The organism is Micromonospora sp. CNZ286 (genome assembly GCF_014207755.1).
Genome location: NZ_JACHIZ010000001.1, coordinates 2,611,063 through 2,623,746 on the forward strand (window position 1 = coordinate 2,611,063; position 12,684 = coordinate 2,623,746).

Sequence of the window (12,684 nt, forward strand, 5' to 3'; positions counted from 1 at the left end):
CGTCGGGTCATGAACGCGACCCTGGACACCGGATCGCCGGTGACGCCGCTGCTGGAACCCGTCACCGTCGCCGGGCTGCCGTTGCCGTCCCGCTTCGTGATGGCGCCGATGACCCGTAACCGCGCGCCGGGCGGCGTGCCGACGCCGGAGATGGCCGACTACTACCGGCGCCGCGCCGCGGCCGGCATCGGCCTGATCGTCACCGAGGGTGTGCTGGTCGACCATCCCAGCGCGGGGCACGAGGACACCGTGCCCCGGATGACCGCCGGCGCGGCCGAGGCTGGCTGGCGGGACGTGGTCGAGGCCGTGCACGCCGCCGGCGGCCGGATCGCCGCGCAGCTGTGGCACCTGGGCAGCCTGCGCGAACCGGTCGACGGCCGTCCGGCGTGGACCCCCTCGGGGGTACGCGAGCCGGGCCGCCCCGCGCCGTACGCGATGACCGCGGCCGACGTGGACACCCTGCTCGCGGCGTACGCGAATGCAGCAGAGGTCGCGGTACGGGCCGGGTTCGACGCGATCGAGATCCACGCGGCGCACGGTTACCTGCTCGACGAGTTCCTGTGGCCGTACACGAACCGCCGGACCGACGCGTTCGGCGGCTCGCCGGAGCGGCGGGCGGCGTTCCCGGCGGCGGTGGTGCGCGCGGTCCGCGCGCAGGTCCCGGCGCGTCACCCGGTGATCGTGCGGTTCTCCCAGTTCAAGGAGCGGGCGTTCGACGCGCGGATCGCCGAGACCCCGGCCGAGCTGGCGCAGATCCTCGGCGCGTTCGCCGAGGCCGGCGCGGACGTGCTGCACGCCTCGCAGCGCCGCTTCTGGCAGCCGGCGTTCCCCGGCTCGCCGCTGAACCTGGCCGGCTGGGCGAAGCGTCTCACCGGCCTGCCGTCGATCACCGTCGGCTCGGTCGGGCTGCGGCGGGACTTCCTGCGCCCGGACGGCCCGGAGTCGGTGGCGGGCCTGGCCGCGCGGCTGGCGGACGGGGAGTTCGACCTGGTCGCGCTGGGCCGCGCGCTGCTGGGCAACCCGGCCTGGGTGACGCACGCCGCCGCCGGACGGCTGGGCGAGATCGTCGACTACCGCAAGGCGCACGAGGACGTGTACCCGTAGGACCGGGGTGACCCTCAGGGGTTGACGCCGGGGGATGTTATCGCTCACAGTCGATGGCAGGGCATGAGCGCCGCAAGGCTCACCGGGCGAGCCGCGCTGGTCGTACCTCGACACCACCGCCACCGGACGCGGGGTCGGGGAGTCGCACCACCACCATCGCGCAACCCCCGGAAGAGGAATCCGCATGAGACGAAAGAGAGCCTTGCTGACCACCGGCATCCTGGCCGGCGCGCTCGCCGCCGGGATGGCGGTGGCCCTGGCGCCGGCCGCGAGCGCCGGCACCACGCTGCGCGCGGCGGCGGCCGAGAAGGGCCGCTACTTCGGCGCCGCCGTCGCCACCGGCAAGCTGTCCGACAACACGTACGCCACGGTGCTGAACCGCGAGTTCAACTCCGTGGTGGCCGAGAACGAGATGAAGTGGGACGCCACCGAGCCGCAGCAGGGGCGGTTCAGCTACACCGGCGGCGACCGGCTGGTCAGCCACGCCCGCGCGAACGGCATGTCGGTGCGCGGGCACACGCTGCTCTGGCACGCCCAGCAGCCGTCGTGGGCACAGGGCCTGTCCGGCAGCGCGCTGCGCAACGCCGCGATCAACCACGTCACCCAGGTGGCCACCCACTTCCGGGGGCAGATCTACGCCTGGGACGTGGTGAACGAGGCGTTCGCCGACGGCGGCAGCGGCGGGCGCCGCGACTCGAACCTGCAGCGCACCGGCAACGACTGGATCGAGGCGGCGTTCCGGGCGGCCCGCGCCGCGGACCCGGGCGCGAAGCTCTGCTACAACGACTACAACACCGACGGCATCAACGCGAAGTCGACGGGCATCTACAACATGGTCCGCGACTTCAAGTCGCGCGGCGTGCCGATCGACTGCGTCGGCTTCCAGTCGCACCTGGGCACCACGATCCCCGGCGACTACCAGGCCAATCTCCAGCGCTTCGCCGACCTGGGCGTCGAGGTGCAGATCACCGAGCTGGACGTGATGACCGGCGGCAACCAGGCGAACATCTACGCCGCCGTGACCCGCGCCTGCCTGGCGGTGTCGCGCTGCACCGGCATCACGGTCTGGGGCGTGCGGGACTGCGACTCGTGGCGCGGCTCGGACAACGCGCTGCTGTTCGACTGCGCGGGCAACAAGAAGGCGGCGTACAACGCGGTGCTCGACGCGCTGAACGCCGGCGGCAACAATCCGCCGCCGACCACGACCCCGCCGCCGAACAACCCGACCACCCCGCCGCCGGGTCAGGGCGGGTGTTCGGCCTCGGTGTCGCTGAACTCCTGGACCGGTGGGTTCGTGGCGACGGTGAAGGTGACCGCGGGCTCGTCGGGCACCCGGGGATGGACCGTCACCATGACGTTGCCGGGCGGCGCGAGCATCACCAACACCTGGAGCGCCACCGCGAGCGGGAGCAGCGGCACGGTGCGATTCGCGAACGTGAGCTACAACGGCCAGCTCGGCGCCGGTCAGAGCACCGAGTTCGGGTTCCAGGGCAACGGCAGCGGATCGGGCATGACGCCCACCTGCTCCGCGACCTGAGCCGGGCCACCGCGGGGGCGGCGCGCCGTCGCCTCCGCGGTGTTCCGCCACGTCGTCCCGTCCGACCTGGACTGTCGTCTCTGTTACGAGAAAGAGACATGCGCATTTCGCGCGATTGGTTGACGGGGCAACTTGTGAGCGTTAACACTCCCCGTGAGGGTTACCTGTGTCACAGGGACCGCCACGACAGGGAGGACGCTCGTGCGCAGACGACTTCTGGCCGCACTCAGCGGTGCCGCGCTCGCGATCAGCCTGGCCGCCTGCAGCGGCGAGGGCGCGGGAGGCGGCGGAGACACCAGCTCGGCCAAGCCCGGCGACCTGACGATCGGCGTCTCGATGCCGACGCAGACCTCGGAACGGTGGATCGCCGACGGCAACTCGGTGAAGGAGAAGCTCCAGGCCAAGGGCTACAAGGTCGAACTCCAGTACGCCGGGGACGACATCCCGACCCAGTCGCAGCAGATCGACCAGATGATCACGCAGGGCGCGGACGTGCTGGTCATCGCCCCGATCGACGGCACCGCGCTCAGCGGCCAGCTCCAGGCCGCCGCGGCGGCGAAGATCCCGGTCATCTCCTACGACCGGCTCATCCGCAACAGCCCGAACGTCAGCTTCTACGTCAGCTTCGACAACTACAAGGTCGGCGTGGCGCAGGCCAACGCGCTCCTGGTCGGGCTCGGCCTGCTCACCAAGGACGGCGCCAAGGGCACCGCCACCGGCCCGTTCAACGTGGAGCTGTTCGCCGGCTCGCTCGACGACAACAACGCCGGGTTCTTCTTCAACGGCGCGATGGACACGCTGAAGCCGTACTTCGACGCCGGGACGCTGAAGGTCAAGTCCGGGCAGACCAAGATCGAGCAGGCCGCCATCCTGCGCTGGCAGCAGGAGACCGCGCAGAAGCGGATGGAGGACCTGCTCACCTCCAGCTACAACGACGGCAGCAAGGTCGACGGCGTGCTGTCGCCGTTCGACGGCCTGTCCCGCGGCATCATCACCGCGCTGCAGAACGCCGGCTACCGCGGCGGCGCCAAGAAGATGCCGGTGGTGACCGGCCAGGACGCCGAGGTCGCCTCGGTCAAGCTGATCAACGACGGCGTGCAGAGCTCGACCGTCTTCAAGGACACCCGGCTGCTGGCCGAGCAGGCGGTGATCGCCGCCGAGGCGTTCCTGCGCAAGGAGGAGCCGAAGGCCAACGAGACCAAGGCGTACAACAACGGCGTCAAGGTCGTGCCGGCGTTCCTGCTGCCGGTGCAGACCGTCTACAAGGAGGACATCAAGTCCGTCCTGATCGACTCCGGCTACCTGACCGAGCAGGAGGTCGCCGCGGGCCGGGCCGGCTGACCCGCGGCGACGGGCCCGGCGGCCGCCCGCGCCACCGGGCCCGTCCGCTCCGGACACCACGACCACGAGCAGGACGGATATCCATGAGCGATCACATCCTCGAGATGCGTGGCATCACGAAGACCTTCCCGGGCGTGACCGCGCTCCAGGACGTCTCGCTCGCCGTACGGCGTGGCGAGATCCACGCGATCTGCGGTGAGAACGGCGCCGGGAAGTCGACCCTGATGAAGGTGCTGTCCGGCGTCTACCCGGCGGGCAGCTACGACGGCCAGATCGTCTTCGACGGCGAGCCGGTCGGGTTCCGGGGGATCCAGGACAGCGAGGCCCGCGGCATCGTCATCATCCACCAGGAACTCGCGCTGGTGCCCTACCTGTCGATCGCCGAGAACATCTTCCTCGGCAACGAGCGCCGCGGCCGCGGCGGGCTCATCGACTGGCACCGGACCAACGCGGAGGCCGCGGCGCTGCTGCGGTCGGTCGGGCTGCACGAGAACCCGGTCACCCCGGTCATCCAGCTCGGTGTCGGCAAGCAGCAGCTCGTGGAGATCGCCAAGGCGCTGTCCAAGAAGGTACGGCTGCTGATCCTCGACGAGCCCACAGCGGCACTCAACGACGTCGACTCCGCGCACCTGCTGGACCTGATGCGCCGGCTGCGCGACCAGGGCATCACCTGCATCATGATCTCGCACAAGCTCGGCGAGATCACCGCCGTCGCCGACTCGACAACTGTCATCCGCGACGGCCGTACCGTCGAGACGCTGGACATGTCCGACGGCGCCGTCACCCAGGACCGGATCATCCGCGGCATGGTCGGCCGCGACCTGGCCGCCTTCTACCCGACCCGCAGCGTGACGCCCGGGGACGAGGTGCTGCGCATCGAGGACTGGTCGGTGCGCCACCCGACGCAGGACCGCCTGGTCGTCGACCGGGCCTCGCTGCACGTACGGGCCGGGGAGGTCGTCGGCATCGCCGGCCTGATGGGCGCCGGGCGCACCGAGCTGGCGATGAGCGTGTTCGGCCGGGCGTACGGCCGCGACATCAGCGGCCGGCTCTTCGTCCGGGGCCGCGAGGTACGGGCGCGGACGGTGGCCGAGGCGATCGCGAACGGCATCGCGTACGCCACCGAGGACCGCAAGCACTACGGCCTCAACCTCATCGACGACGTGCGGGGAAACATCTCGGCCGCCGCGCTCGACAAGCTGGCCCGGCGCGGCTGGATCGACGGCAACCGTGAGATCCAGGTCGCCGAGCGGGGCCGGCGCGACATGAACATCAAGGCGCCGACGGTGATGTCCGTGGTGGGCAAGCTCTCCGGCGGCAACCAGCAGAAGGTCGTGCTGGCGAAGTGGCTGTTCACCGACCCGGACGTGCTGATCCTCGACGAGCCGACCCGGGGCATCGACGTGGGCGCGAAGTTCGAGATCTACACGATCGTCAACCGGCTGGTGGCCGACGGCAAGGCCGTCGTGCTCATCTCCTCCGAACTGCCCGAGCTGCTCGGCATGTGCGACCGCATCTACACCCTGGCGGCCGGCCGGGTCACCGGGGAGATGCCGGTGGCCGAGGCCACCCAGGAGAACCTGATGGAACTCATGACCAAGGACAGGGATCTCGTCCGATGACCAGCACGAAGCCTCCCCCCGCCTCGAAGATCGCCACCCCGGACACCGGCGCGGCGGCGACCCTGCACACCGGCACCAGCGACCCGCGTGCGCTGATCCTGGGCAACCTGCGGCAGAGCGGCATCTACATCGCCCTGGTGGTGATCGTGGCGCTGTTCGCGGTCCTCACCGACGGCGTCTCGCTGAGCCCCGGCAACCTGACGAACATCGTCCTTCAGTACTCCTACATCCTGGTGCTCGCGATCGGCATGGTCATCGTGATCATCGGCGGGCACATCGACCTGTCCGTGGGATCGGTGGTGGCGCTCACCGGAGCGGTCTCGGCGGTTCTCGTCATCCGCGAGGGCATGCCCTGGTGGGCCGGCGTCCTGGCCGCGCTCGCGGTGGGCGTCGCGGTCGGCGCGTGGCACGGGCTCTGGGTCGCGTACGCCGGCATCCCGGCGTTCATCGTCACCCTGGCCGGCATGCTCCTGTTCCGTGGCCTGACGCTGCGCGTGCTGGACAACATCTCGCTGTCACCGTTCCCCGAGGAGTACCAGCGGGTCGCCGCCGGATTCCTCAACGGACTGCTGGGCGGCCAGGGCTTCGACGCCTTCACGCTGTTCATCGGCGCGTTCGCCGTGGTCGGGTACGCGGTGAGCGTGTTCCGCACCCGCGTCGCCCGGGTGCGCCACGAGCAGCCGGTGGAGTCGTTCCCGCTGTTCGTCCTGCGGATCGTGGTGGTCGGCGCCGTGGTCATGTGGTTCGCCTGGCAGCTCGCCCACGCCCGGGGCCTGCCGATCGTGCTGATCGTGCTCGCCGTGCTCGTGCTCGTCTACGGCCTGCTCACCCGCCGTACGGTGTTCGGCCGTCAGGTGTACGCGATCGGCGGCAACCTGCCCGCGGCGATGTTGTCCGGCGTACGGGTGAAGCGGGTCAACTTCTGGATCTTCGTGAACATGGGCTTCCTGTCCGCCGTGGCGGGCGTGATCTACTCGTCCCGGTCCAACGGGGCCCAGCCGGCGGCGGGCAACATGTTCGAGCTGGACGCGATCGCGGCGGCGTTCATCGGCGGCGCTGCCGTCACCGGCGGCGTCGGCACCGTGGTCGGCGCCATGGTGGGTGGCCTGATCATGGCGGTGATGAGCAACGGGATGCAGCTCATGGGCGTCGACCAGTCCGTCCAGTCGGTGGTCAAGGGCCTGGTGCTGCTCGTCGCGGTGGCGTTCGACATCTGGAACAAGCGCCGGGCCGCCGGCGCCCGGTGACGGCCGGCCGGACGCTCGCCCCTTCGTCCGGCCGACCGCCGTTCACCGGCCGCAGCCGCTCACACCCGGCTCCACCGTTGGTTGGTGTTGCCGTGGCAGGTCCAGACGATCACCCGCGTGCCGTTGGCGGTGCCCGCGTTGTCGACGTCGAGGCACAGGGCCGGGAAGCGCACGTTGCTCACCGTGCCGTTGCCGTTGATCGTCCACTGCTGGTTGGTGCCGCCGTTGCAGTCCCAGATCTGCACCCGGGTGCCGGCCGTCGCGTTCGTCGGCACGTCCAGGCACTTGCCCAGCACCTGCAATGCCTGCCCGTTGGCGGTGAACTGCTGGTTGGCGTTGTTGTGGCAGTCCCAGATCAGCGTCCCGGTGCCGTTCGCGGTGCCGGCGTTGTCGACGTCGAGGCACCGGCCGGACGACTCGCTGCGCAGCCGGAACGTGGTCGGGACCGGCGGCGGGGTGGTGGTGCCGCCGCCGCTGACCCGGTAGACCACCGTGCCGTGCGCCGGGACGCTGGCGGAGATCGCGCCGCTGCTGCTGGAGGTGGCGTCGGTCCAGGCGTCGCGCAACGTGAACGAGCTGCCGCTCTTGCCGACCGCCGCCGCCGTGGTGGAGACCGTGGTGGTCGAGCTGCCCTGGTTGAACAGGGCGACCGCCACGTCGCCGTTGGCCAGCGGCTTGGCCAGCACCCGCCGGGTGCCGTCGAAGGAGACCTGGACCGCCTGGCGGCCGAGCGTGTCCTGGTTGATCGCGACCAGGTTCGCGTTGCGCAGGATCGCCAGCGTCGCCGCGCTCGCCGAGCGTACGTCGTTGCCCATCATCAGCGGCGCCGCGAGCATCGACCAGAGCGCGAAGTGGCTGCGCATCTCGGTGTCGTTCATGCCACCGTTGCCGACCTCGAGCATGTCCGGGTCGTTGAACCCGCCGGGGGCGGCGTACCCGGCCAGCGGCACCGTGACGTCGACGATGTTCTGGATGCCCATCGGGTAGCCGTTGGTCTGGCCGGTGTTCCAGGCGTTGGTGATGTCCTCGGTGGTCCGCCAGAGGTTCGCCACGTCGCTCCAGTTGCGCTGCGGCCCGGTCTTGGCGTGGTAGCTGTTGGGGTTGATGCTGTAGACGATCGGCCGGCCGGTGGACGCCAGCGCGTCGCGCATGATGCCGAACCGCGCCACCTGGTCGTTGATCGTCCCGGTGCCGGAGCACCAGTCGTACTTGAGGTAGTCCACGCCCCAGGCGGCGAACTGCCGCGCGTCCTGGTACTCGTGGTTGAGGCTGCCGGTGGCGCCGGGGAACGCGCCGCCGACCTGGGCGCAGGTCTTGTCCAGCGGCACCTGGTAGATGCCGAACAGCAGGCCGCGGGCGTGCAGGTAGTCACCGAGCGACTTCATCCCGCTGGGGAACCGCTGCGGGTGCGCCTGGAGGTTGCCCTGCGAGTCCCGGTTCGGGTCGAACCAGCAGTCGTCCACGACGACGTACTTGTACCCGAGGTCGCGCAGGCCGTTGCTGACGATCGCGTCGGCGGTCTGGCGGATGAGGGTCTCGTTGATGTTGCAGCCGAATGTGTTCCAGGTGTTCCACCCCATCGGCGGGGTGCGGGCGACGCCGTTGTCCAGCGCCCGGGCGGGACGCGGGGCCACGGCCTGGTCGGTGACTGTCGCGGCGAGCGCCACCGCCGCGACGCCCAGGACGGCGAGCGTCCGTCGGGTCCATCTGCGCACTGATCCTCCTCGGTCGCCGGGCGCCGGCCGTGCCGGCGTCCGGTTGGGAGCGGCCCGCCGATCGCGCGGCGTCGCCCGGGGTGCGCGGGGACGTACGCGGCACGGCAGTGGAGAGGGGCCGGCCGGTCACCGGCGGGCGCTCGTGGGTGGTGGGTCCGGCGGTCGACGGGGTCGCCGTCCGCGTCGCCGCCCGGCTGCGGCGCCGGGGTTTCCCGGACGGCGGCGCCACGAAGCAGGGATGGCGAGAATGTTATCGCTGACATCAAACCCTGTAAATAGTGAGACGGTCCGCCCGGCCCGTGTCGGCGACGGTTCGCGCGGGTGTAGGCGCCGGGAAAAGTGCCGCTGAGGGGCGCTCTGTGACCTCGGGAGGCTCTCTCCGCGGGCCGGAGCCCGCCGCGCCGATCGCGGCGGCTCGACGATCCACTAAGGCATTGATTGTTGTCGCTAACAAGGCGCTCGCCGGGACTCGGCGGCCGGACCGGGAGCGCGTCCGTGTGGATCTCCTCCGGGCGCGGCCCCGCCGGTCCGTGCCGCCCGGCCGCGGTGGTCCGGCGAGGGTGGTTCCTCGTTACGTAGCTGTTGCCCGGAGGTGTCTTGACGGATGTATATGTGAGCGCTAACACTAACTCCGTGACACGGCGGAGGTGCAAATGAGCGAAGTGGACGCGTCCGACCGGTACGTGATCGGCGTCGACTTCGGCACGCTGTCCGGGCGGGCGCTCGTGGTCCGCGTCCGGGACGGCGCCGAACTCGGTACGGCGGTGCACGAGTACCGGCGCGGGGTCATCGAGACCGCGCTTCCCGACGGCGGCCCGGCGCTGCCCCCGGACTGGGCCCTCCAGGATCCGGACGACTACCGCGACGTGCTGCGCCACGCGGTGCCGGCCGCGCTCGCCGAAGCCGGCGTGGACCCGTCCCGGGTGGTGGGCATCGGCACCGACTTCACCGCCTGCACCGTGCTCCCGACGCTCGCCGACGGCACACCGCTGTGCGAGATCCCGCAACTGCGCGACCGCCCGCACGCCTGGGTGAAGCTCTGGAAGCACCACGCCGCGCAGCCGCACGCCGACCGGATCAACGCGCTGGCGGAAGAACGCGGCGAGCCGTGGCTCGGCCGCTACGGCGGCAAGATCTCCGCGGAGTGGCAGTTCGCCAAGGGCCTGCAGATCCTGGAGGAGGACCCGGAGGTCTACCGCCGGGCCGAGCGGTTCATCGAGGCCGCCGACTGGATCGTGTGGCAGCTGTGCGGCGCCGAGACCCGTAACGTCTGCACGGCCGGCTACAAGGGCATCCGGCAGGACGGCCGCTACCCGTCGCCGGACTACCTGACCGCGCTCGACCCCGGATTCGCCGACTTCGTGACCAAGCTGGACGGTCCGCTGCTGCCGCTGGGCGCGCGGGCCGGCACGCTCAGCGCCCGCGCCGCGGCCTGGACCGGACTGCCCGAGGGCATCGCGGTCGCGGCGGGCAACGTCGACGCCCACGTCACCGCCGCGTCGGCCCAGGCGCTGCGGCCCGGCCGGCTGGTCGCCATCATGGGCACCTCCACCTGCCACGTCCTCAACGGCACCCACCCGGCCGAGGTGCCGGGCATGTGCGGCGTGGTCGACGGCGGCATCAGCCCCGGCGCCTGGGGCTTCGAGGCCGGGCAGAGCGGGGTGGGGGACATCTTCGGCTGGTTCGTCCGCCACGCCGCCCCGGCGGGGTTCGACTCGCACGAGCGGCTCACCGAGGCCGCCGCCGCCCAGCCGGTCGGCGCGCACGGGCTGGTGGCGCTGGACTGGTGGAACGGCAACCGGTCCCTGCTGGTCAACCACGACCTCAGCGGGATGATCGTCGGGCTGACGCTGGCCACCCGGCCGCCGGACGTCTACCGCGCGCTGCTGGAGGCGACCGCGTACGGCACCCGGATGATCGTCGAGGCGTTCGGGCAGGCCGGGGTGCCGGTCGACGACCTGGTGGTGGCCGGTGGTCTCACCTCCAACCGGCTGCTCATGCAGATCTACGCCGACGTCACGAACCGGCCGCTGAGCATCATCGGCTCCGCCCAGGGCCCGGCGCTCGGCTCGGCCATCCACGCGGCTGTCGCCGCTGGGGCGTACCCGACGATCCACGAGGCGTCCGCCGCGATGGGGCGCATCGACGAGGCCGTCTACCGGCCCGTACCGGAGAACGTGCGGGCCTACGACGCCCTGTACGCCGAGTACCGCGCGTTGCACGACCACTTCGGCCGCGGCGCGAACGACGTCATGCTCCGCCTGCGGGCGATCCGCAACGCGGCGGTCGACGCCGCCGCGGACCGCGCCGCCGCGACCCTGGAGGTGGTCGGATGAACAGCCAGGTCGACGCGCTACGCGAGACGGTGGCCCGCCTGCACCGCGAACTGACCCGCTACGACCTGGTGGCCTGGACCGCCGGCAACGTGTCGGCCCGCGTACCCGGTCAGGATCTGATGGTCATCAAGCCCAGCGGCGTCGACTACGACGACCTGACCGCCGGGGCCATGGTGGTCTGCGACCTCAACGGCACGGTCGTCGACGGCGACGGCGCCCCGTCCAGCGACACCGCCGCGCACGCCTACGTCTACCGCGCGATGCCCGAGGTCGGCGGCGTCGTGCACACGCACAGCGGGTACGCCACCGCCTGGGCGGCCCGCGGCGAGGCGATCCCGTGCTGGCTGACCGCGCAGGCCGACGAGTTCGGCGGGGAGATCCCGATCGGGCCGTTCGCGCTGATCGGCGGCGACGACATCGGCAAGGGCATCGTCAGCACGCTGTCCGGGCACCGCTCACCGGCGGTGCTCATGCGCAACCACGGCGTCTTCACCATCGGCCGCGACGCCCGGGCGGCGGTCAAGGCCGCGGTGATGTGCGAGGACGTGGCCCGCACCGCACACCTGGCCCGCGCGCTCGGCCGGCCGGTGCCGATCGCGCCGGCCGACATCGACTCGCTCTACGACCGCTACCAGAACGTGTACGGCCAACGCCCGTCGGCGCACTGACCCCGGACCGCGCCGCGCACCCCCCACCACCACACCCGGGCCGCTCCGGTTTCCGCCGGTCGCGCGCCCGGAACATCCAACCCCCGGAGGAGAATCGATGAGAAGCAGGAGCACGGCACGCACTGTCATCGCGGCGTTCGCCGGCGTGCTGCTCGCCGCCAGCATGGCCGCGTGCGGCAACAGCGACACCGGCGGCGGTTCCGGCGACGGCAACGACAAGATCGTCCTGGGCTTCTCCCAGGTGGGCGCCGAGAGTGGCTGGCGCACCGCCAACACCACCTCGATCAAGGAGGCGGCGGCCGAGGCGGGCATCGAGCTGAAGTTCGACGACGCCCAGCAGAAGCAGGAGAACCAGATCAAGGCGATCCGCAACTTCATCCAGCAGAAGGTCGACGTGATCGCCTTCTCGCCGGTGGTGGAGTCCGGCTGGGACACCGTGCTCAAGGAGGCCAAGGACGCCAAGATCCCGGTGATCCTGACCGACCGCGCCGTCGACTCGGCCGACAAGTCGCTCTACAAGACGTTCCTCGGCTCGGACTTCGTCAAGGAGGGCCGCCTCGCCGGCGAGTGGCTGGTGGAGCAGAAGAAGGCGGCGTCCGGCCCGGTCAACATCGTGGAGCTTCAGGGCACGACCGGCTCGGCGCCGGCCAACGACCGGAAGAAGGGCTTCGCCGAGGCCATCGCCGCCAACCCGAACCTGAAGATCGTCGCCTCGCAGACCGGTGACTTCACCCGCGCCGGCGGCAAGCAGGTGATGGAGCAGTTCCTCAAGGCCAACCCGAAGATCGACGTGCTCTTCGCGCACAACGACGACATGGGCCTGGGCGCGCTCGAGGCGATCACCGCGGCGGGCAAGGAGCCCGGCAAGGACATCACCATCATCACCGTCGACGCGGTGAAGGACGGCATGCAGGCCCTCGCGGACGGCAAGTTCAACTTCATCGCCGAGTGCAGCCCGCTGCTCGGCCCGCAGCTGATGGACCTGGTCAAGAAGGTCAAGGCCGGCGAGGAGGTGCCCGCCCGGATCGAGACCGAGGAGACCACGTTCACCCAGGAGCAGGCCAAGGAGGCACTGCCCAACCGCAAGTACTGAGTCACCCGGGGGTCGCCGTCG

The 12,684-nt window shown here is 71.1% G+C and carries 9 protein-coding genes; 8 read left to right on the top strand and 1 reads right to left on the bottom strand.

Annotated features, from left to right (window positions below; all coding sequences use genetic code 11):
* The first annotated feature begins 9 nt into the window (after positions 1-9).
* From FHX31_RS11710 to mmsB, 5 genes are all read left to right on the top strand, one after another.
* Positions 10-1,104, top strand: a complete 1,095-nt coding sequence (locus FHX31_RS11710; protein WP_013476435.1) for an oxidoreductase — start codon at positions 10-12, stop codon at positions 1,102-1,104.
* Between the two features lie 184 nt (positions 1,105-1,288).
* Positions 1,289-2,641 carry a glycoside hydrolase family 10 protein gene (locus FHX31_RS11715; protein WP_013286834.1) on the top strand — a complete coding sequence of 451 codons (1,353 nt, stop codon included), beginning with the start codon at positions 1,289-1,291 and terminating at the stop codon, positions 2,639-2,641.
* A gap of 201 nt (positions 2,642-2,842) precedes the next feature.
* Positions 2,843-3,982 (top strand): multiple monosaccharide ABC transporter substrate-binding protein, encoded by a 1,140-nt coding sequence (chvE, locus tag FHX31_RS11720; RefSeq protein WP_184976122.1) that lies wholly within the window; start codon positions 2,843-2,845, stop codon positions 3,980-3,982.
* An 83-nt stretch (positions 3,983-4,065) separates the two neighbouring features.
* On the top strand, positions 4,066-5,604 hold the full coding sequence (gene mmsA / locus FHX31_RS11725) for a multiple monosaccharide ABC transporter ATP-binding protein (RefSeq protein WP_184976125.1): 1,539 nt from the start codon (positions 4,066-4,068) through the stop codon (positions 5,602-5,604).
* Positions 5,601-6,851, top strand: coding sequence for a multiple monosaccharide ABC transporter permease (mmsB, locus tag FHX31_RS11730; protein WP_120569487.1), 1,251 nt, complete (start codon positions 5,601-5,603; stop codon positions 6,849-6,851). Before mmsA ends, mmsB begins: the two co-directional genes overlap by 4 nt.
* 59 nt (positions 6,852-6,910) lie before the next feature.
* Here the strand turns inward: mmsB and FHX31_RS11735 are convergent, their stop codons facing one another.
* The gene (locus tag FHX31_RS11735; RefSeq protein WP_184976128.1) at positions 6,911-8,566 is read right to left on the bottom strand and encodes a glycoside hydrolase family 27 protein; all 1,656 of its coding nucleotides are present in this window, start codon (positions 8,564-8,566) and stop codon (positions 6,911-6,913) included.
* Between the two features lie 653 nt (positions 8,567-9,219).
* Between FHX31_RS11735 and araB the strand changes: the two genes are divergently transcribed.
* The 3 genes from araB (at position 9,220) to FHX31_RS11750 (ending at position 12,663) form a co-directional block, all read left to right on the top strand.
* A complete protein-coding gene (gene araB / locus FHX31_RS11740; protein ID WP_013476440.1) occupies positions 9,220-10,902 on the top strand; it encodes a ribulokinase in 1,683 nt (560 codons plus the stop codon).
* Complete coding sequence (locus FHX31_RS11745) at positions 10,899-11,570, top strand: L-ribulose-5-phosphate 4-epimerase (RefSeq protein ID WP_091327160.1); 672 nt, start codon at positions 10,899-10,901, stop codon at positions 11,568-11,570. Before araB ends, FHX31_RS11745 begins: the two co-directional genes overlap by 4 nt.
* A 97-nt stretch (positions 11,571-11,667) precedes the next feature.
* Entirely contained in the window at positions 11,668-12,663 is a 996-nt protein-coding gene (locus FHX31_RS11750) for an ABC transporter substrate-binding protein (RefSeq protein WP_013286827.1), read from the top strand.
* The last annotated feature ends 21 nt before the right edge of the window (positions 12,664-12,684 follow it).